General features: G+C 41.4%; 18 protein-coding genes and 2 pseudogenes. 9 read left to right on the top strand and 11 right to left on the bottom strand.

From position 1 onward, the window contains the following. Window positions 1–17: 17 nt before the first annotated feature. Complete coding sequence (locus HYD28_05315; protein QLE08428.1) at window positions 18–674, bottom strand: nucleotidyltransferase family protein; 657 nt, start codon at window positions 672–674, stop codon at window positions 18–20. Then, window positions 671–1672: a phosphotransferase gene (locus HYD28_05310; GenBank protein QLE08427.1), complete on the bottom strand. Its 1002-nt coding sequence runs from the start codon at window positions 1670–1672 to the stop codon at window positions 671–673. The genes HYD28_05315 and HYD28_05310 overlap by 4 nt, the downstream gene beginning before the upstream one ends. 103 nt (window positions 1673–1775) lie before the next feature. Between HYD28_05310 and lptD the strand changes: the two are divergent. The 7 genes and pseudogenes from lptD to HYD28_05275 all read left to right on the top strand — a co-directional run bounded on the left by lptD (window position 1776) and on the right by HYD28_05275 (window position 10506). Next, window positions 1776–4023: pseudogene (gene lptD, locus HYD28_05305) on the top strand (LPS assembly protein LptD). A 36-nt stretch (window positions 4024–4059) separates the two neighbouring features. Then, window positions 4060–5353, top strand: a pseudogene (gene surA / locus HYD28_05300) (peptidylprolyl isomerase SurA). 5 nt (window positions 5354–5358) lie between these two features. After that, window positions 5359–6351 carry a 4-hydroxythreonine-4-phosphate dehydrogenase PdxA gene (gene pdxA / locus HYD28_05295; protein QLE08426.1) on the top strand — a complete coding sequence of 331 codons (993 nt, stop codon included), beginning with the start codon at window positions 5359–5361 and terminating at the stop codon, window positions 6349–6351. Continuing rightward, on the top strand, window positions 6348–7154 hold the full coding sequence (gene rsmA, locus HYD28_05290; protein QLE08425.1) for a 16S rRNA (adenine(1518)-N(6)/adenine(1519)-N(6))-dimethyltransferase RsmA: 807 nt from the start codon (window positions 6348–6350) through the stop codon (window positions 7152–7154). Before pdxA ends, rsmA begins: the two co-directional genes overlap by 4 nt. After that, entirely contained in the window at window positions 7138–7527 is a 390-nt protein-coding gene (gene apaG, locus HYD28_05285) for a Co2+/Mg2+ efflux protein ApaG (GenBank protein ID QLE08424.1), read from the top strand. Before rsmA ends, apaG begins: the two co-directional genes overlap by 17 nt. 6 nt (window positions 7528–7533) lie before the next feature. Then, window positions 7534–8349, top strand: a complete 816-nt coding sequence (locus tag HYD28_05280; GenBank protein ID QLE08423.1) for a symmetrical bis(5'-nucleosyl)-tetraphosphatase — start codon at window positions 7534–7536, stop codon at window positions 8347–8349. A gap of 141 nt (window positions 8350–8490) precedes the next feature. After that, entirely contained in the window at window positions 8491–10506 is a 2016-nt protein-coding gene (locus HYD28_05275) for a methyl-accepting chemotaxis protein (protein ID QLE08422.1), read from the top strand. A gap of 152 nt (window positions 10507–10658) precedes the next feature. Here HYD28_05275 and HYD28_05270 read toward each other — a convergent pair whose 3' ends face one another. The 5 genes from HYD28_05270 to rplU form a co-directional block, all read right to left on the bottom strand. Next, window positions 10659–11036 carry a DUF3718 domain-containing protein gene (locus tag HYD28_05270; protein QLE08421.1) on the bottom strand — a complete coding sequence of 126 codons (378 nt, stop codon included), beginning with the start codon at window positions 11034–11036 and terminating at the stop codon, window positions 10659–10661. Between the two features lie 79 nt (window positions 11037–11115). Then, window positions 11116–11607 (bottom strand): type 3 dihydrofolate reductase, encoded by a 492-nt coding sequence (gene folA, locus HYD28_05265; protein QLE08420.1) that lies wholly within the window; start codon window positions 11605–11607, stop codon window positions 11116–11118. Window positions 11608–11674: 67 nt separating this feature from the next. Beyond that, window positions 11675–12829, bottom strand: coding sequence for an Obg family GTPase CgtA (gene cgtA / locus HYD28_05260; protein QLE08419.1), 1155 nt, complete (start codon window positions 12827–12829; stop codon window positions 11675–11677). A 162-nt stretch (window positions 12830–12991) separates the two neighbouring features. Beyond that, window positions 12992–13249, bottom strand: a complete 258-nt coding sequence (gene rpmA / locus HYD28_05255; protein QLE08418.1) for a 50S ribosomal protein L27 — start codon at window positions 13247–13249, stop codon at window positions 12992–12994. 16 nt (window positions 13250–13265) lie between these two features. Further along, window positions 13266–13577 carry a 50S ribosomal protein L21 gene (rplU, locus tag HYD28_05250; GenBank protein ID QLE08417.1) on the bottom strand — a complete coding sequence of 104 codons (312 nt, stop codon included), beginning with the start codon at window positions 13575–13577 and terminating at the stop codon, window positions 13266–13268. Window positions 13578–13987: 410 nt separating this feature from the next. Here rplU and ispB point away from each other — a divergent pair, with 410 nt between their 5' ends. Then, the gene (ispB, locus tag HYD28_05245; GenBank protein ID QLE08416.1) at window positions 13988–14959 is read left to right on the top strand and encodes an octaprenyl diphosphate synthase; all 972 of its coding nucleotides are present in this window, start codon (window positions 13988–13990) and stop codon (window positions 14957–14959) included. A 106-nt stretch (window positions 14960–15065) separates the two neighbouring features. On the opposite strand, the gene mdh is transcribed toward ispB, so the two are convergent. Continuing rightward, window positions 15066–16001, bottom strand: a complete 936-nt coding sequence (mdh, locus tag HYD28_05240; GenBank protein ID QLE08415.1) for a malate dehydrogenase — start codon at window positions 15999–16001, stop codon at window positions 15066–15068. 225 nt (window positions 16002–16226) lie between these two features. Here mdh and argR point away from each other — a divergent pair, with 225 nt between their 5' ends. Further along, entirely contained in the window at window positions 16227–16694 is a 468-nt protein-coding gene (gene argR / locus HYD28_05235; GenBank protein ID QLE08414.1) for a transcriptional regulator ArgR, read from the top strand. Here the strand turns inward: argR and HYD28_05230 are convergent. Genes HYD28_05230 through HYD28_05220 form a run of 3 tightly spaced genes read right to left on the bottom strand, consistent with a single transcriptional unit; the run spans window position 16691 to window position 20317 of the window. After that, window positions 16691–17590 (bottom strand): Dyp-type peroxidase, encoded by a 900-nt coding sequence (locus HYD28_05230; GenBank protein QLE08413.1) that lies wholly within the window; start codon window positions 17588–17590, stop codon window positions 16691–16693. The two genes, argR and HYD28_05230, sit on opposite strands and share 4 nt — an antisense overlap. 52 nt (window positions 17591–17642) lie before the next feature. Then, window positions 17643–18686: an ABC transporter ATP-binding protein gene (locus HYD28_05225; protein ID QLE08412.1), complete on the bottom strand. Its 1044-nt coding sequence runs from the start codon at window positions 18684–18686 to the stop codon at window positions 17643–17645. Next, window positions 18683–20317: an iron ABC transporter permease gene (locus HYD28_05220; protein ID QLE08411.1), complete on the bottom strand. Its 1635-nt coding sequence runs from the start codon at window positions 20315–20317 to the stop codon at window positions 18683–18685. The genes HYD28_05225 and HYD28_05220 overlap by 4 nt, the downstream gene beginning before the upstream one ends. Window positions 20318–20385 lie beyond the last annotated feature (68 nt).

Below are 20385 nucleotides of genomic sequence, written 5' to 3'. Positions count from 1 at the left end.
GCAAACCTCTATTGTTATTACAAAGTGAAACGCTGATTTATTTCATCGAGTCTGGCAGGCGTGCCAATGTCATCCCACTGACCTAAATAAAGCTCAGTCGAAACTTGATGCTCTGTGAGTTTTTCTCTCAAAATGGGCCCAAGTGGACGAATACCTGCGCTGAGACCTTCAAAAAAATCAACATGATAGCGGCTTATACCCGAAAAAGTATACTTTTGACTATCTGGGCTTAGATGACTTAGAGCAAAATCACCATCAGGATTATGAGCAGGATTTTCAACAAGGACAATATGCGCCTCACCTACTTGCAGATGAAGCTGCATCAACGAAGTAACATCGTAATCAGTAAACACATCACCATTGATGACTATAAATTGCTCACCCAATAACGGCAATGCTTGAATAATACCACCGGCGGTTTCAAGACCCCCAGCCTGCTCTTGGCTGTAAGTGATCGATACACCAAACTTCGAACCATCAGCAAAATACTCTGTTATTTTGTCACCTTGCCAAGCAAGGTTAATGACAATATCGGTAATGCCTGCTTGGCGTAAGTTATTAATATGATGCTCTAATAATGGCTTGCCGTTAATCTTTAGCATCGGCTTTGGCATCGTTTCTGTTAGCGGCATCATGCGCTTACCGCGCCCTGCCGCTAGGATCATTGCTTTCATTTCATCTCTTTTGTTAAACGCTGCTTAGTCTGTGGAATAATTATCTGCTCTATCCACTGGCCAAGGGCTGTTAACTCTGGGTATTCTTTACTGACATTACTGATGTATGTAAGGGTTGGCAGTACATTACTCAAATAGCCAGACTTACCGTCACGCAATTTCAAACGGCAAAATATACCTGCCGCTTTTAAATGACGCTGCACGCCAGTTAAATCAAACCAACGTTTAAACATCGTAAATGAGATGTCTTGCAAAAGCTTTTGCTCGCAAAATTCGTCATAAGCGTAATGTAAAAGGTAATCGAGCTCTTGCTCTGGCAACTTAAAATAGCAATCTCTTAATAACGAAACAAGGTCATAACACACTGGCCCTTGTACGGCATCTTGATAATCAATGATCGCCCATTGCTGTCCTGTGCGCATAATATTGCGGCTATGGAAGTCTCGGTGAACCGTAACAATCGGTTGTTCAAGGGCATTATTAACTAATAGCTCACAAGCCTGTTGCCACATTTGCTGTTCATCAACAGAAAGTTGCTCACCAATAAAGTTATCAACTAACCAATCTCTAAAAATGCTCAGTTCAAACTGTAAAAACTCACCATCAAATACTTTCATATTTTGGGCAGGTGGGATTTGCGCCCATTGTGCACTTAACTTTATTAAATGTTTGTAGTGTAAAGTGCGGTCTTCGTCGCCCAGTAAATCGGCCAAATGAGTATTGCCTAAATCACTCAATAAGAAGAAGCCTTGCTTTTCATCTGCTTGAAGAATTTTTGGTAATTTAAAGCCATGTTGAGAAAACACTTTATTGAGTTCTATATAAGGCGTGTTATCTAATTTATTGGGGTCTGAGTCCATGACGATATAGCTCTGTTCACTTGTATTTACGCGGAAATAACGGCGAAAGCTCGCATCCCCAGTGATGGCGGCTAATTGATATTCATCCTCTTTAAAATGAGGATTTAAAAACTGCTGTAAACTTTTATAACGATTCATTTAGTAAGATATCTATTTTTCACTAAGTCAATTACTGTATTTGCCATTGTTTTCCTTTATTATGTCTAGCTTATATCCAACCAAAGAGCATTAAGGTCATTAAATGAGCAAAACCTGGGGCATAATGATGCTAAGCGTACTTAGCGCACCATCGTTCGCCGAAACTGAACTGACACACAACCTTTGTGGCACTTCAATGCAAACCAGAGCTTGGCAACCGCTCCCTGGCCTTGAACTTAATATGATCGATATCAAATCAGATGATATTGAACTATTGGGTACCCAAAGCGCAGAATTTACCGGTAATGTAGATATTAACACCCTAACGATGAATTTGTCCGCACAAAGTGCACTGATTGACAAACAACGTGGGTTACTTAATGCAACCGGCCCTATCGTTTATCGCGATAAAGTAAGCCAAATTAATAGTTCTGGGCTCAATGCGGATTTAAATAATTCTGAATTAAGCTTGCTTGGTGCTGATTATAAGCTCACCGACCAACTTGGTCATGGTGGCGCAGAAAAACTAACAGTAAACGAGTCTGGCTTAAACCTGATGAACGCAAGCTTTACTACCTGCCCGGGCGAAACACCGGTGTGGGCAATTGAAGCTGACGAAATTGATCTATCCAGTGAAGATGGTTGGGGCGAAACCCGCAATACCGTATTACGGGTATTTGATACGCCGGTTCTTTATATTCCCTATTTTACGTTTCCATTAGATGACCGCCGTAAATCAGGCTTATTAACACCTAACTTCTCAAGTTCAGGCCGCTACGGTATTGAAACCAACACACCGTATTACTGGAATATTGCACCTAATTACGACGCCACCATTACGCCTCGCTATATGTCAAAGCGCGGTTTACAGATTATTAGTGAATTTCGTTATTTAACGAAGCAAAACAACGGTCTTATTGCTGTTGAATACTTAGATAAAGATGATGAAGAACCAAATGTTGACTCGCGTTATCTATTCCATTGGCAGCAGCAAAGCTACTTTGGTGAAAACTGGCGCGGTAATATAGATATTACTAACGTTAGTGATGATAACTACTTAACTGATTTAAATTCTGGTTATGCGACTCGCACAGATACTCAGTTATACCGCACAGGTTCACTAACTCATTTAGGTGACACTTGGCGTACCAATATCAAGTTGCAAAGTTTTGAAGTACTTGGTGATCACCGCGAGTCATACGCGGCACTGCCACAAATTAGCTTTTCGCAAACTGATGCGTATGATTTTTATGGCGTTGATTTAACCCTTGATGGTGAGCTTAGCTATTTCACTAATGATAACGCAGTCATTGATGAAGCAAGTCGTGTTCATATCGAACCGAAAGCAAGCTTTGGTTACCAAGAATATGCATGGTCATTTTTATCTGAATTCAGTTTACTGCATACAGAATATAACCAGCATGGTGATTTAACAGGAACCGACTACGACGAAAAGGTCACGCGTACCCTGCCAAAAGTGCGTTTATACAGCCAATTAAATTTTGAACGTGATACTGGATTTTTCTTTAAAGATGGTATTCAAACACTTGAACCACAAATTCAGTATTTGTACACCCCTAATAAAGACCAATCAAACATTGGCCTTTACGATACAACAAAATTACAAGACGACTTTTTTGGTTTATTTAGAGACCGTCGATTCTCAAGCATCGACCGTATTGCCACTGCGAAACCAATTTACGTTAGGTGCGACAACCCGCTTATTTAGCAATGAAAACGAAGAAGTATTTAACTTTAGTGCCGGACAAATCTTTTATTTAAGTAATGACGCAAAACCTACAACACAAGGCATTAATGTTGATACTAACTACAATGCCTTGTTCGCAGCGCAAACCATGTTACATTGGCACCGTCGCTGGTATTTATCAGGTGGGATTCAGTACGACACTGACGGCAAAGATATTATTCAATCAAATATCACCTTAGATTATAAAGGTGACGATAAACAGCTCGTGCAATTGAACCATCGCTATGCAAATGATGTCTCAGGCAATACAATCGAGCAAATTGGTTTATTTACAAGCATTCCGCTATCGCAAGATTGGCAGTTTGTTGGTAGCTACCACCGCGATTTAGAAAGCGGTCGTAGTATTGAAGTTTTCAGCGGTCTTCAGTATGAATCCTGCTGTTGGGCGTTTCAAATCACAGGCCGTCGTCAAATCGAAACAGATTTGAACCAGGCGATTGGTCAAGAACAAGCAACTTTTGATACCAGTATTGGCTTCAATATCGTATTAAAAGGGCTTGGAAGTAAAAGCCGTTATGATGCACAAAAATTATTACAACAAGGTATTTTTGGCTATCGTAGACCGTATTTTCTTAATAACTAGTACCGCAGTACTATTAGCAAGAGTATTAGAAAAAGTATGAATTTAAAAAAATTATTAGCATCTGCATTATTAACAGTTGGCCTATGCCAAAGCGTTTTCGCAACACCTGTCGAAATTGACAAAGTCGTTGGTGTTGTTAACCAAGGTGTTATTCTACAAAGTGAAGTCGACACCATTATCAACCGTGTAAAAACTCAAGCAGCAGAGCAAGGTCAAGAGTTACCGTCTGATGACACGCTTCGAATTCAAGCTATTGAGCGTTTAGTAAACCAAACTCTGATGATGCAACTTGCTGAGCGAATGGGTTTAGAGATCTCTGACTCTCAGTTAGACCAAACACTAGAAAACATGGCTCGTGAGCAAGGCGGTACAATTGCGGATTTACGCCGTACTATCGAAGCAGCAGGTGAAAGCTATACAGCTTACCGTGAAGAAATTCGTAAAGAAATCACCACGCAACAAGTCATGCGTGCGAACGTTGACCGTCGTATTTATATCAGCCCGCAAGAAATCGATAACCTTCTAAAAATCATGGAAACCCAAGGCAAAAGTGCCGAAGAATACGATATCGGTCACATCTTGATTGATATTCCTAGTGATGCGTCAGCAGATGAAATCGCGAGTGCTAAAACTCGAGCAGAAAAGGTTATCGAGTTTTTAAAAGAAGGCAAAGAGTTTAAGCGTATCGCTATTTCATCTTCAAGTGGCTCAAAAGCACTTGAAGGTGGTCAGCTAGGTTGGATGGGTATCAACGAAATGCCATCGCTGTTTGCTGAAGCGGTAAAAGGCCATAAAAAAGACGATATCGTTGGCCCTCTACGTTCAGGTGCAGGTTTCCACATTATCAAAGTGCAAGATGTTCGTGGCCGCCAAGTAGTTGAAACGACTGAAGTTCGTTCACGCCATATTCTAATTAAACCATCAATAATTTTAAGTGAAGAAAAAGCCCGTGACATGCTAAAAGGCTTTGCAAAAGATCTACGTGAAGGCAAAGCAGATTTTGGCGAACTTGCTAAAGAATACTCTGAAGATCCAGGTTCAGCATTGAAAGGTGGTGAATATGATTGGACTGATCCAAGTACTTATGTACCAGAATTCAAAAATACTTTGCTTTCTCTAGATAAAAATGAAATCAGTGAGCCATTCAGAAACTCAATTCGGTTGGCACATTGTACAGCTTCTTGACAAGCGTGTAGCAGATAAAACTGAACAAGCTAAGCGCAACCGCGCACATCAGCTACTGTTTAATCGTAAATTTAAAGAAGAAAGTTTCAACTGGCAGCAAGAAATGCGTGAGCAAGCGCACGTTGATATTTTCCCAACAGAATAAAAATTATGACCATTAGAATCGCAATTACCCCAGGTGAGCCAGCCGGTATTGGCCCTGATTTACTTATCAAGTTAGCGCAGCACCAGTGGGATGCCCAACTGGTGGTGATTGCTGATGGTGCGCTTTTAAAACAGCGCGCCAAATTACTTGGCTTAGATATCAACTTAATTGAGTTTGATGATAGCAAAGCGCCAAGCCTTGCACCTGCTGGCAGTGTTTACTTACATCAAGTGGATTTAGGCACTGACGTTGAAGTCGGCGTACTTAATGACGCTAACGGTCAATACGTGTTGGATACGCTACGTATCGCCAGCGAAAAAAACATGGATGGTACATTTGCAGCTGTTGTCACAGGACCTGTCCATAAAGGAATTATCAACAAAGCGGGTATCTCGTTTAGTGGTCATACTGAGTATTTCGCACAGCAATCAAATACTGCCGATGTAGTTATGTTGCTAGCAACAGAAGGCTTACGCGTGGCACTCGTAACAACACATATACCACTTGCTTATGTGTCTCGTGCGATTACTGTTGAACGTTTAAGTAAAGTGGCTACGATTTTAAACCATGACTTACAAACTAAGTTTGGTATTGAAAAGCCGCGTATATTAGTGTGTGGACTCAACCCGCATGCGGGTGAAGATGGCCATTTAGGCACTGAAGAAATTGACACCATAACGCCAACTTTAGAACATCTGAATAACCAAGGTATGAACTTAATTGGCCCATTACCAGCTGACACCCTGTTTCAAGATAAATATCTATCACAAGCAGATGCTGTGCTTGCAATGTATCACGATCAGGGATTACCTGTGCTAAAATACAAAGGTTTCGGCAATTCGGTCAACATTACCCTTGGCCTGCCATTTATTCGCACCTCAGTAGACCATGGTACGGCACTAGATTTAGCTGGCACTGGTACTGCTGATGTAGGTAGTTTTGAATTAGCGATCCGCGAAGCAATTAAGCTCGCCCATGAAAAAGCACAGAATCAATGACAGATAAAGTACATTTAGGACACCGCGCTCGTAAGCGTTTTGGTCAAAACTTTTTAAACGATGACATGATCATCGACAAAATCGTCACGGCTATTGATCCTAAACCTGAAGACAATTTAGTAGAAATCGGCCCAGGCCTTGGTGCAATCACTGAGCCTGTAGCTGAATTAAGTGGCCATCTAACTGTTGTTGAGCTAGATAAAGACTTAGCAGAACGTTTAACGAGCCACCCATTTTTAGGGCCTAAATTAACAGTGCATCAAGGCGATGCAATGAAGTTCGATTTCAGCTCTCTGATCAAGTCTGACGAAAAGTTAAAGATTTTTGGTAACTTACCTTACAACGTTTCGACCCCGCTGCTATTCCATTTATTTGAGTTCGCAGATAATGTTGAGCACATGCACTTTATGCTGCAAAAAGAAGTTGTCAAACGTATGGTTGCAGGCCCTGGCAGTAAAGCCTTTGGTCGTTTAAGTGTGATGACACAGTATTACTGCCACGCAATGCCAGTGATTGATGTGCCACCTGAATGCTTTAAGCCTGCACCTAAGGTAGATTCAGCGGTTATCCGCTTGATCCCTAAAAAGCCAGAACAACGTTCAGCTAAAAGTACTAAGTTATTAAACACCGTTTGTTTAGAAGCTTTTAACCAACGTCGTAAGACACTGCGTAATAGCTTATCTAACTTACTTACAGCTGAAGAACTAACAGGTATAGGTATTGATATCACTCTTCGTGCAGAAAGCCTATCTTTACAACAATTTATTGATATAGCTAATTGGATTTATGACAACAAGCAGTAATTTAGGTTCTCCAATTAAGGTTTCGGTTGAAACCTTCTATGTAGAAGGTCAATCAGAGCCTGAACAAGATAAATACGTTTTTGCTTACTCAATCACCATTAAAAACCACAGCTTATGTAGCGCTAAGCTTTTAAGTCGTTATTGGTTAATTACCGATGCCAATGGTAAAGAAGTTGAGGTACAAGGCGAAGGTGTTGTTGGTGAAACACCCACTATTGCTCCTGGCGAAAGCTATAAATACACCAGTGGTGCTGTACTTGATACCCCGGTTGGCACAATGCAAGGTCATTACACCATGCGTAACGAGTTTGGTACTGAGTTTGAAGCGCCAATCGACGTTTTTCGTTTAGCCTGTCCAAACATTTTGCACTAGGTAACAATGGCTGATTACGCAATTGGTGACTTACAAGGCTGTTACTGTGAATTTGATACGTTACTCAAACGTGTCAACTTCAACCCAAGCCAAGATCACCTTTACTTAGTTGGCGATATTGTCGCTCGAGGCCCTGACTCACTCGCCTGCCTCGAGCGTCTTTATAAAATGCAAGGCAGTGTAACCATTACCCTTGGTAATCATGACTTACACCTTATTGCCTGTCATTATTTAAATAAACCAGCAAATCCTAAAGATAAGCTTGATGCTGTTTTTTCTAGTCCAAAACGCTCTGAATATATTCATTTTTTGCAACAACAGCCTTTAGCCTTGTGGCTTGAACGCTACGACATGCTAATAAGCCATGCCGGCTTAAATCCAAATTGGTCGATTAAAAAAGCATTAAAGCGCGCTCGCTTTGCAGAAAGTTGCTATCAAGGTAGCGATGCCAATCATTACTTTGCCAATATGTATGACTCCCATCCATTAGAATGGCAATCAACGATGAGTAATGAAGCCAAGTTTCGTTATATTGTTAATTACTTCACTCGTATGCGTTTTGTAAATTTACTCGGTGAGCTAGATTTCAGCAATAAAACCAACGTTAGTGAAGATAGCTCAATACTACCTTGGTTTGAGCATCCGAATATTTCTGAACTCAATCAACAGATCACATTTGGTCACTGGGCCGCTTTAGAAGGTAAAGTAAACGCCGAAAATATTCATGCCCTCGACACTGGCTGTGTATGGGGAGGCGCAATGACACTCATGGAACTCAGCAAAAAAGACTGTTTTGTCGAAAAATCCCACTCTTTTATCTAAATAAACTGAAAAATAGCTGAACATCTGTTAGATTTATATAAATTAAAGTTGATTTAATTTAAAGCTAATTAAATTTAATTACTTAACTAATTGGCAACCTTGCCGATAAGTATTGATTAGTACTATTTTCTGGAATTACATATGAACTTGACCGTTAGACAGCGAATTTGGGGTGGCTTTATTGTTATTACGTTACTCCTGCTATTTATTGGTGGTAACTCGTTGATCAGAATTACCAACATTGATCAATCGACACAGCGAGTTAATCAGCTGTCATTACCGGCTCTCGACAAAAGTTATGAGTTGCAAGTTGAATTCATTTTGATGAGTAAGTCAGCGCAAGCGAGCTTTTACACTACATCACAAGATGAATTAGCTGCACTTAGAAAAAACTTTAACGAACAGAAAAAGCGTTACGATAACTCCTACCAAGATTTACAACAGGTAGTTAGTAACGATCCGAAACTGAAACAAAGCAGCCAAGAAGTTGAACAAACTTATAAACGCTTTGCTAAATCTGTCGATAACCTTTTTGAAGACAAACAAACTCAACTTGAGCTCAACAAAACACTGCGCACCCAGCTTGAAAACATCGAGATAAGTGCTGAAGATGCTAACTCTGTTGTACTTGATATTATTGATATTGATGGTCTTGAAGAAAACCACTCGCGTGCTTATCAAGCTGCCAATAACATGGAAAATAACTTCCAATCAGTAGTAACTAATAGCACAGACATGCTAACGGTTAAAACGCTTAATACCTTAGATATCATCAAAAACGAACAAACTTATTACCTAGAAGAAGTTGAACGAAGCCTTGGCCTTATCCGTCCAGCTATCATTGATAATAATGCGGATTTATATAATGACCTAAATGGTTATTTTGAAAGTCTTGCTGACAACGTTCGCGGCAACAACAGTTTATCAGCAAATAAAAAACGTCTCATTGATGCAATTGCACAAACTCAATCTGAGCTGGCTAATGCAGAAAAATCAACCACTGAAGCTCTAAAGCAACTTAAAGAGCTTGTTGACCAAGCTACGGTTCTTGCCTTTGACTTACAACAAGATGTAAGTGGTAACGTATCTACTGCAACGATTTGGACTTGGATTGCCATGGTTATCGCCACTTTAATTGCTATTGCTGTTGCAGCAATTACTGTTAGCCGTATTACTAAACCACTTTCTGAAGTAAACCGTATTCTTGATATTGTTGCTAGCGGCGATATGACTCAACGCCTAGACGACTCTGCTAAAGACGAGTTCGGTGAGCTATCACGCAGTTGTAATACGCTAATCGAAAGTTTACGTACGCTTATTCAAGGTATTATCTCTCGCTCTACACAGCTTGCTGCAGCCTCTGAAGAGACTTCAGCAATCACTGAAGAATCTAGCCAAGCTATTCGTAATCAACAAGCGCAAGTTGAACAAGCTGCGACAGCAACCACTGAAATGAGCAGCACATCACAAGCAGTAAGCAGTAGCGCTCAACAAGCACTAAGTGAAATCAAGAACGCAGATAAAGAAGCTGACCGTGTTAAAGGTATTTCTTCGCAAAACAAAGCGACTATTGAACAACTTGCTCGTGAAGTTGATGATGCATCACAAGTTATCAATAAGCTACACAAAGATAGCGCATCAATTGGTGGCATCTTAGATGTTATTCGTGGCATTGCAGAGCAAACTAACCTACTTGCACTGAATGCTGCAATTGAAGCTGCACGTGCTGGCGAACAAGGTCGAGGCTTCGCTGTTGTAGCTGACGAAGTACGCTCTCTAGCGAGTAAGACTCAAGAATCGACGCAAGAGATCCAAGCTATGATTGAATCGCTTCAGGTTGGTGCAGAGGCTGCTGTATCGGCAATGTCGAAAGGTAAGCAACAGGCTGAGTCGTGTGTTGAGCAATCAGACCTTGCCAACACAGCTCTTGACTCAATCACCGCAGCCGTTGCGCAAGCTCATAACGTAAGTGAGGAGATCTCAACAGCTGCTCATGAGCAACAGCAAGTATCGCAAGAAATTAGCGAACGCTTAGAGTCGATTGTTGCAATCGCAGAGCAAACAGCTGAGGGCGCAAACCAAACCAATATTTCAAGTTCAGAAGTTGCTAAGTTAGCCGAAGAACTACGTTTATCGGTAGACGCGTTTAAAGTTTAAGAAGCTGTAAACGAGCTACGATCTAACAAAGATAGAAGCCGTGTTTGTGAAAGCAAACACGGCTTTTTTATATGTATTCACTTTATAAGGTGTTATTCAGGCACAAAAAAACCGCAACGAGTGCGGTTTCTTAAATTCTATTGGCGTTTAAATTAAAGGCCAGCGCGGTCTTTAATAACAGCGATCAGTGGTGAACCACCGTGACCGTTTGATTCAGCCCATGCGATGTCTGCACCGTCTTCTAAAGAGCTTTTAGATAAGTTCTTAACGATGTATTCACCAGCATCCGCAGCGCCGCTTTCAATTGCATGACGAAGCATATTTTTGCCATTACATTTTACAGCATCAAAGATGTTACGAATTTTCACACGTGAGCTTTTCAGCTTACTACGTAAACGGTTTTTATCATCAGCTGCGATGTACTCACAGATAGAAACCGCTAATTGATCATCAGCTTTTGCTGGTGCTGTATACGCAACTGACGCTGAAACAACAGCCGCTGCAAGTAACATATTTGGTAACTTCATCATATTTTGCCCTTATGTAATACTTTCTTCTTACCAAGATTGTGTAATATTGTACCAACTAATTATTTTTACCGCAATAATGTTACGAATTTTTATACAGCGTTACAAAGGTATACGAGTAAGAGTTTTTGTTATCAGGCTGATGCTGTTCTTGCTCTACAACTGTCCAATTAGCAACACTTTCGTAATCTGGAAACTGCGTATCACCGGCCACTTCAAGGTCGATGAATGTTAAGTATAGACGATCTGCTTGAGATAGAAATTGTTCGTATATATTTCCACCTCCAATAATCATAACTTCTTCAACATCAGCAACCAATTCCAGCGCAGCCTCAGGTGAAGTAACCACCTCAATACCCTCTGCGGTATAATCAGCATTACGCGTGATAATAATATTTTGACGGCCTGGCAAAGGGCGGCCTATTGATTCAAACGTTTTACGGCCCATGATCACAGGCTTTGCCATGGTTACTTTTTTAAAGTGTTGCAGATCGGCAGGTAAATGCCATGGCATTTGGTTGTCTTGACCAATTACTCGGTTATTTGCCATAGCAGCAATCATTGAAATTTTCACACTAAACCTTAATACTTTTTTCTTATTAATAAAAAAGGAGCGCATGGCTCCTTTTCAGTTTTAAATTTTATCGTTGGTAGATAACTTCTACATCGTAGTCATCATCATCCCAGTCGTCATCCCAATCATCATCGTCTTGAGAGGTCGCTTTCTGATGATAAGTATCCCACTTAAATTCAACTTCTTCTTTCTCTTCTTCAGCGAATTTCTCTTTCGGCATACTATCAAGTAGCGCCATAATGTCATGACAAAGTGCTTGAGTATTTTGTTTATTCGCAGCAGAGATACGGTAAACATTAGCCTCTTCACCTAGCTCTTCGGCAATTTCATTACACAGGGCTTCAGCTTCACCTTCTGGTAATAGGTCAATTTTGTTAAACACTAACCAGCGCGGCTTTTCAGCAAGTTTAGGGCTGTATTGGTGCAGCTCATTAATAATCGCAAAGGCATTATCAACCGGATTTGTGCCATCAACAGGCATAACATCAATGATATGCAGTAATACACGACAACGCTCTAAGTGCTTTAAGAAGCGAATACCCAGGCCAGCACCATCTGAAGCGCCTTCGATTAGACCAGGGATATCAGCAATTACAAATGACTTATTAGCGTCTGGGCGTACTACACCAAGATTAGGAATAAGCGTCGTAAACGGGTAATCAGCCACTTTTGGTTTAGCTGCAGAAACACTGCGGATAAACGTTGATTTGCCGGCATTTGGTAAACCAAGTAAGCCAACATCCGCAAGTAGCATTAGCTCTAGGCGTAAGCTGCGAACTTCACCAGGTGTACCTAATGTTTTTTGACGAGGCGCACGGTTTGTACTTGATTTAAAACGTGCATTCCCCAAGCCATGGAAACCACCTTTTGCAACAACAACCTTTTGACCATGCTTGGTCAAATCACCTAATGACTCTTCAGTATCAACATCAATGATACGTGTACCCACAGGTACTTTAAGCGTTAAATCAGCGCCTTTTTTACCAGTCATGTTACGGCTTTGACCATTTGTGCCGCGCTCTGCTTTATGAAAACGCTCAAATTGGTAATCAATTAACGTATTTAAGTTTTCATCGGCTTGTAGATACACGCTGCCGCCATCGCCGCCGTCGCCGCCATCAGGACCGCCATCTGGTACATATTTTTCACGTCGGAAAGATACGACACCGCTGCCGCCATCACCCGCGTCACAACGAATTTCTACTTCATCTACAAACTTCATGATTACTCACTTTAAGATTGGCTTGTTAATAACTCTATTATATACCTAAGTGCCCTATTCAGCACCCAATGCCAAGGTGCTTAGGTATATATTTATACGCACTATTATGTGCCTTAAAACAAAAAACCCCGCAAAGGCGGGGTTTTTCAAATATCGAGTTGATTACTCAGCTACGATATTTACGTATTTACGGTTTAAAGGACCTTTCTGTTCGAATTGAACTTTACCATCTGCTTTTGCGAAGATAGTGTGGTCTTTACCGATACCTACGTTTGCGCCAGCGTGGAAACGAGTACCACGTTGACGAACAATGATGCTACCCGCTAGAACTGATTCGCCACCAAAACGCTTAACACCTAGGCGTTTGCTTTCTGAATCGCGACCGTTACGAGTACTACCAGCTGCTTTTTTATGTGCCATTTCTCAGTACCTCTAATTAAGCGCTAATGCCAGTGATTTTAACTTCAGTGAACCATTGACGATGGCCCATTTGCTTACGAGAATGCTTACGACGTCTAAATTTAACAATCTTAACTTTCTCACCGCGACCGTGTGAAACAACCTCAGCTGTTACTTTACCACCGTTTACGAACGGTACACCGATCTCGATTTTCTCACCATCAGCAACTAAAAGTACTGAATCAAATTCAACTGCTGCACCAGTTTCAACGTCTAATTTCTCAAGACGAATTGTTTGACCTTCAGTCACACGGTGCTGTTTACCACCACTTTGGAAAACCGCGTACATAATTAACTCCGTCTGTGCGCCCTCAAATCGACGCAACTAAAATATTCTTCAATAGGGCGCGAAGTTTACGCTAATGTGCAAAAACTAGCAAGCCTCTTTTTCGATAAAATGAATAAAAAATAGCTGCATTGAGAGCAATTCAATATTTTTCTCTATTCTATCTTAAAAACACCACATGCCAAGCGGTTTTTACGATCTCATGACAATTAAATTACGCTAATAATACGCACCTTGAAAATTCAAAAAGCTGATCACTTATTAATCAAGGTTATAAATTTATCTTGGCAAAATTGATCTCAAATAAAAAACTTTACAGTGTTTTTTTAATGAATCATCACAAAATATCGAGCAAGTGCTTTTTTTGTTGTACAATCAGCCCCGTATACCCATAAATATTGGCTCGGAGATCAATGGATATAAAAGCTATCCAGACGTTAATCGAAAATGAAATGGATGACGTCAATCAACTTATACATGCCCAAATGCGTTCAGATGTCGCATTGGTTAACCAACTCGGTTTATACATAGTAAACAGCGGCGGTAAACGCGTTCGTCCTATGTTGGCCATTTTAGCGGCAAAAGCACTCGGTTATGAGGGTAAAGACCACATTACGCTTGCCACTATCATCGAATTTATTCATACCGCTACTTTATTGCATGACGACGTTGTCGACGAGTCACATTTGCGCCGCGGCACACCTACAGCAAATGCTGAGTTCGGTAATGCAGCAAGCGTATTGGTGGGTGATTTTATCTATACACGTTCGTTTCAGCTAATGGTTGGCCTTGGAAAAATGCCAATTATGCAAATTTTGGCTGATGCAACGAATGTCATCGCTGAAGGTGAAGTATTACAGCTAATGAACTGTAACGACCCTGACACCACAGAACAAAGCTACATGCAGGTTATTTACAGCAAAACAGCCAAATTGTTCGAAGCTGCAACAGGCCTTGCCGCAATTATTACTGAGCAAGATGAACAAACACTTGAAGCATTAAACTTATACGGAATGCATCTTGGGACTGCATTCCAACTAGTAGATGATGTCCTTGATTACAACGCCGATGCCGAGCAACTTGGTAAAAACATTGGCGATGATTTAGCTGAAGGTAAACCTACCCTACCGCTTATCTACGCAATGCAAAAAGGCACTCCCGAGCAAGTTAAGCTGGTACGAGAAGCTATTGAGCTTGGTAATGGTATGGATCACTTAGAGAGCATTCTAGCAGCACTAGCTGACACTAAAGCGCTTGAGTTTGCGATGCAAAAAGCAGAACAAGAAGCTAACAAAGCGATTGCTTGTATTGCTTTCTTACCAGACACACCTTACAAACAAGCATTAGAGAGTTTGGCCCGCATCGCCGTTGCCCGCGATCATTAAACTCTATTTATTCGAGCCATTAAAAAAGCCTGCATTTGCAGGCTTTTTTGTTTTCAGCGCTTTTACTAAGTTAACGAATAAGCAAAGCGCCTATCATCCGGCGGAATTAACCGTTGATGAAATCAACACCTTCTTGGATGTCTTTGTTAAGTGTAGCTAGCATGTCGTTTTTAGCTTGCTCTTCGAATGCACTTAACTCACCGTAAGAAAGGATTTCTTCAACGCCGTTTTTACCTAGACGTACTGGGTGTGCGAAGTATGCTGCGTCACCGTTTTCAACTGCAACGTATGCATAATCAACAACTTCTTCACCTTGTAGGCCTTTCACTAAAGACATACAGAAGCGCGCTGCTGCTGCACCCATTGAAAGAGTTGCTGAACCGCCACCGGCTTTAGCGTTAACAACTTCAGTACCTGCGTTTTGGATACGTGGTGTTAATGCTGCAACTTCTTCATCAGTGAAAGTAACACCTTCAACTTGAGAAAGAAGAGGAAGGATTGTAGTACCTGAGTGACCACCGATCACTGGAACTTTAACTTCAGTTGCGCTTAAACCTTTAAGTTCAGCTACAAAAGCTTCTGAACGGATCACGTCAAGCGTTGTGATACCGAATACACGGTTAGCATCGTAAGTACCCGCTTTTTTGAATACTTCAGCAACGATTGGCACAGTGCCGTTTACTGGGTTAGTGATAATACCTACTAACGCTTTAGGACAGTTTTTAACGATGCCTTCAGCTAATGTTTTGATGATACCTGCGTTTACGTTGAAAAGGTCCGCACGGTCCATGCCAGGCTTACGTGGCATACCCGCTGGGATAAGAACGATATCACAACCAGCTAATGCTGCGTCTAAGTTGTCAGCACCAAAGCCTTCAACTTTAACGTCTGTTGGGATGTGAGAAAGATCAACCGCTACACCAGGAACAACAGGGGCAACATCATATAACGATAATTCAGAACCTGCAGGTAAACTTGTTTTTAATAATAAAGACAATGCTTGGCCGATACCGCCAGCTGCGCCTAAAACAGCAACTTTCATTGGAATTCTCCGTAATTTGAGGTAGGAAATATTTGTGGCCCTAAAGATAATGAAATTAGCGACTAAAAACAAATTTATCCTGCTTATTTCGCGTATAATTTCGACCATAGTTGTAAACTTAGCTGTAAAGACACAGCATTTTGGACGACTTTGTAAACTAATACTGCATAAATATGCAGAGTTGTGTAGAATTACTCCACATTTTATGAATAAAGAAACGGCAACATGCAACCACAAGACAAACAAGAAGCACTAATCAAAGCGTTTAAAGCGCTATTAAAAGAAGAAAACTTCGGCTCACAAGGTGAGATTGTCGAAGCATTGAAAGAGCAAGGCTTTGATAATATTAGCCAAAGTAAAGTCTCTCGCATGTTAAGCAAGTTCGGTGCTGTACGTACCCGTAATGCAAAGCAAGAAATGGTTTATTGTTTACCGGCTGAAATGGGTGTACCAACAGCGAAAAGCCCGCTGCGTCAGCTTGTTATCGATATTATGCATAACGAAATGATGATCATTATTCGTACTAGCCCAGGCGCAGCTCAATTAATTGCTCGATTACTTGATTCTCTAGGTAAGGCGGATGGTGTACTAGGCACTATTGCAGGCGACGACACTATTTTTATCGCCCCTGCGAAGATTTCAGAAATCGATGTCACGCTTGATCGCGTGCGCACTTTATTCGATACAGTTTAAAGCTGCTTTAAAAAGTTTACTGACGGGGCGAAAAACGCAGATCCCATATCGGCTTGAGTAAAATCGAGCCAATGATCATAGCAATCGCCCTGCCCTAACCGGCTCTTTAATACCTGCTCAAACGCATCCCCTTGCGCCGCACACGAAACCATCAAAATCCCCTGTTTATGCACATCACCAAATGGCATGCTTTGATTAAGTAATAGTGGCTGACCGTGCTCATCTTTTAGTTCACTGCGAACCGCATGACTAGTTTCTACAGCAGGCACAATCAAGGTATTATCAAGACGCGTACGCCCCATGATTTGTTCTTGCTCGAACAACGACAAATGCTGCCAGACACTCAAGTCATGCACAAAACGCTGCACATGAATATAGCTGCCTTGGTCTTCAAAGTGCCCCGGTTTGTTGATAAGAGCCGTGCTACGCTTTTGACGACCATGAGGGGTATCACCAGCATAAATAAAGCCATTAAAATCACGCCCATCTAAAAACCGAAAATTACGTACCTGCTCCACCAGCTCTACATCCGGTGTTAATAACTTTAGAATTTGCAGAGCAAATAGATGGTTTACATCTTCGCGGTCTGAGCGAATTTGTACAAACAAGTCAAAAGGCTGTGCACTGATCACATGCTCACTATGAGTCACATTAGGAAAGCTTTGTAATTGACTTGGAATAAATTCGGGCAGGATATGCGGCCAATACTGAGCACCAAGGGCAACCACGCACGACAGCATGGCTTCAGAGAACTGATCTGCAAACTCATCTTGAATAACGCTGACGCGTTTTAGTTTTTTACGTAATGACTCATCATGGCCATCGTAAACATTAAAAAACAGGTGCAAACCATGTAAGTTTGCTTCAGCACAAATCCCAGATTGCGCTTGCGCCATAGTGAATCCTTAGCTTCTCGTTATTTGCACCTAGCCAAGGATTCAAGATTGATTAATCATGAAAAAAATTGACTGTGTGCGGCATTATTTTTATTTTTACAGGCTGCTCAACAGCTAACACGCGATCTTGCTCTGCGGCAACTTCACACTCTTGCCCTGCAATATTGATACGATACACATAACGCGTACCGATAAAGCGTCTTTGCAAGATTGTTAAACTGTTTGCGTCACTGTGAGCAGCTTCGCACAACTGAATATAGTGCGGTCTTATGTACACTTGACCTTGCTGACAATCTACATTGTTCGCCGTCAATGAGTGAACCACACCAAACGCCGTTTCGTATTCAGTTGGCGTTAATACTTTCGCCGTTAAGTATATGCCCGTACCAAGAAACTCTGCAACCACCTTTGAGTTAGGTTGGCTAAATAACTGCTCCGCGGAGCCCTGTTGGGCGATTTTTCCACCATGCATAACCGCAAGCGTGTCGGCAAAGGCGAAAGCTTCTTCCTTCGAGTGGGTAACAAATACCGCAGATACCTGCTGATCTTTAATAATGCGACGTATATCTGCAATAAGCTCAAAGCGTACTTGTGTGTCAATATTCGAAAATGGCTCATCAAGTAATAATAAGCTTGGCTTATAAGCAAGAGCACGAGCAATCGCGACTCGTTGCTGCTGACCACCTGAAAGTTGATGAGGGTAACGTCCAGCACAACCATCTAATTTAACAAGGCTGAGCATTTCGTCCACGCGCTCACGCTTTTGTGCTTTGCTCATATTACTGAGGCCAAACGCAATGTTGTCACTAACCGTTAGATGAGGGAATAACGCATAGTCTTGAAACATCATGCCGATATTACGTTTTTCAGGTGCAACAAATAGTCCGCTATCATTGACCACATTTGAATCTATGCTCATATAGCCTTGCTCGGGCTGTAAAATCCCCGCGATTGCCTTTAAGGTGGTGGTTTTGCCACAGCCACTTGCGCCAAGCAAACAAACAATTTCATCTTGCTCAACATTAAGATTGAGTTCACTCAACACCTTAGTGCCATTATACTGATAAGCTAGGTCTTGAATTATCAAATGACTCATGAGTGATTTTGCTCCATCGAACGATTAACGAAATACAAAGGAATTAACCCAACTAACACGATAAACAAAGCTGAAATAGACGCAAGCTCTAACTGCTCATCACTAACATACTGAAAAACATGGGTCGCAAGCGTTTCAAAATTAAAAGGCCTAAGTAATAAAGCTGCTGGCAACTCTTTCATGCACTCAATAAATACTAACAAACCAGCAGTAAGAATCCCTCGTTTTAACAACGGTAAATGTACCCGCCATAAGGTTTGTAATGGTCCTTTGCCCATTGATTGACTAGCCATATCTAGCGATGGACTAATACGCAGAAAGCTACTTTCAAGCGCACCATGCGCAATTGCATAAAAACGCACAACATAAGCAAAGATCATGGCAAATAAAGTGCCACTCAAAAGTAACCCAGGCGATAAACCAAAAGGCTCAAGCCAGTTATTTAATGCATCATCTAGCTGAGTTAATGGGAGTAATACGGCAATGGCCAACACTGTACCTGGCAAGGCATAACCTGTACTAGCTAAACGTCCAGGAAGTAAAGAGTAAGCTTGTTTAGCAATTCGCTGATAAAACAATACCAACAAGCTCAATAGGATGGTTGCAATACTCACCACAACAGCGACTTTAAAACTCTGCCAAGCGTAATTAAAAAATGCCCCATTCCATGCTTCATCGGAATACGCAATGGCGTACTTAATTAACACCCCTACAGGCAGTATAAAAGCAAGTAACAGAACTAACATGCAAGCTAAGCTTGCAGCCCATGCAGCCCAGCCTTTTAAGCGATATAATGTTGCGCTGTTGATACTTGACTGACGTTCATATACAGCTTGATTACGTCGGCTAAAGCGCTCCACCATGATGGTTAAAAACAAAATGAGTAGCATAATGCCAGAGATTTTCGCTGCAGCCGTCAATGAGTAATAGCCAAGCCAAGTATCGTAAACAGCAGTCGTTAATGTACTCACCGCAAAATAATTAACGGTGGCAAAGTCAGCCATTGCTTCCATGCTGATTAATGTTATTCCTGCCACAATAGCCCCTCGACCAAGGGGCAAACTAACTCTTAAGAAACTTTTAAATGGCGATAACCCCATCAACTGACTAGCTTGTACTAATTTAAAAGACTGCTCTCTAAGCGCTGTTTTAAAAATAAGGAATAAGTATGGATAGAGTACCAGAGCAATCATAATAATGGCCCCGGTTAACGTACGAATATCAAAAAACCAATAATCATCTGGTGATTGCCAACCAAACCACTCTCTTAGCGCTATTTGAATTGGCCCAGCATAATCAAGTAAGTCAGTATACACATAAGCTATGAGGTACGTTGGCATTGCTAATGGCAGCATTAAAGCCCACTCAAACTGCTTACGTCCCGGAAAATCACAATATGCAGTTAACCAAGCTAACGGTAAAGCAATAACGCAGCTTAATAGTCCCACTCCGACAATGAGTAATAGCGTATTACGGGTATAATCCCAAAGCACCGTGTCAAATAGGTGCTGAAATACGTCTGAATCCCCTTGCAGAGATTCAAATAACAAAAAGCCTAATGGCGTAACAAGCAACAGGCCAATAAGCCAGGCTATAAGCTGCCAACGCGACAGCGAAAACTTCACATGCATAAGTGGATTAATACCAGATAAAATAAAAGCTGTTAAAAAACAGCTTTTATAAAACGAGGTGTGTTCTC

It is taken from the genome of Pseudoalteromonas shioyasakiensis (genome assembly GCA_013391845.1).
GTDB classification, from domain to species: Bacteria; Pseudomonadota; Gammaproteobacteria; order Enterobacterales; family Alteromonadaceae; genus Pseudoalteromonas; species Pseudoalteromonas apostichopi.
The sequence above is the reverse complement of the archived record's forward strand: the minus strand, read 5'-3'. Positions and strand labels throughout refer to the sequence as shown.

Bases quoted from the DNA above. Each gene is read 5' to 3' on its own strand.
- HYD28_05315 (QLE08428.1), bottom strand. From the start codon at position 674: ATGAAAGCAATGATCCTAGCGGCAGGGCGCGGTAAGCGCATGATGCCG.
- HYD28_05310 (QLE08427.1), bottom strand. From the start codon at position 1,672: ATGAATCGTTATAAAAGTTTACAGCAGTTTTTAAATCCTCATTTTAAA.
- pdxA (QLE08426.1), top strand. From the start codon at position 5,359: ATGACCATTAGAATCGCAATTACCCCAGGTGAGCCAGCCGGTATTGGC.
- rsmA (QLE08425.1), top strand. From the start codon at position 6,348: ATGACAGATAAAGTACATTTAGGACACCGCGCTCGTAAGCGTTTTGGT.
- apaG (QLE08424.1), top strand. From the start codon at position 7,138: ATGACAACAAGCAGTAATTTAGGTTCTCCAATTAAGGTTTCGGTTGAA.
- HYD28_05280 (QLE08423.1), top strand. From the start codon at position 7,534: ATGGCTGATTACGCAATTGGTGACTTACAAGGCTGTTACTGTGAATTT.
- HYD28_05275 (QLE08422.1), top strand. From the start codon at position 8,491: ATGAACTTGACCGTTAGACAGCGAATTTGGGGTGGCTTTATTGTTATT.
- HYD28_05270 (QLE08421.1), bottom strand. From the start codon at position 11,036: ATGATGAAGTTACCAAATATGTTACTTGCAGCGGCTGTTGTTTCAGCG.
- cgtA (QLE08419.1), bottom strand. From the start codon at position 12,829: ATGAAGTTTGTAGATGAAGTAGAAATTCGTTGTGACGCGGGTGATGGC.
- rpmA (QLE08418.1), bottom strand. From the start codon at position 13,249: ATGGCACATAAAAAAGCAGCTGGTAGTACTCGTAACGGTCGCGATTCA.
- rplU (QLE08417.1), bottom strand. From the start codon at position 13,577: ATGTACGCGGTTTTCCAAAGTGGTGGTAAACAGCACCGTGTGACTGAA.
- ispB (QLE08416.1), top strand. From the start codon at position 13,988: ATGGATATAAAAGCTATCCAGACGTTAATCGAAAATGAAATGGATGAC.
- mdh (QLE08415.1), bottom strand. From the start codon at position 16,001: ATGAAAGTTGCTGTTTTAGGCGCAGCTGGCGGTATCGGCCAAGCATTG.
- argR (QLE08414.1), top strand. From the start codon at position 16,227: ATGCAACCACAAGACAAACAAGAAGCACTAATCAAAGCGTTTAAAGCG.
- HYD28_05230 (QLE08413.1), bottom strand. From the start codon at position 17,590: ATGGCGCAAGCGCAATCTGGGATTTGTGCTGAAGCAAACTTACATGGT.
- HYD28_05225 (QLE08412.1), bottom strand. From the start codon at position 18,686: ATGAGTCATTTGATAATTCAAGACCTAGCTTATCAGTATAATGGCACT.
- HYD28_05220 (QLE08411.1), bottom strand. From the start codon at position 20,317: ATGCATGTGAAGTTTTCGCTGTCGCGTTGGCAGCTTATAGCCTGGCTT.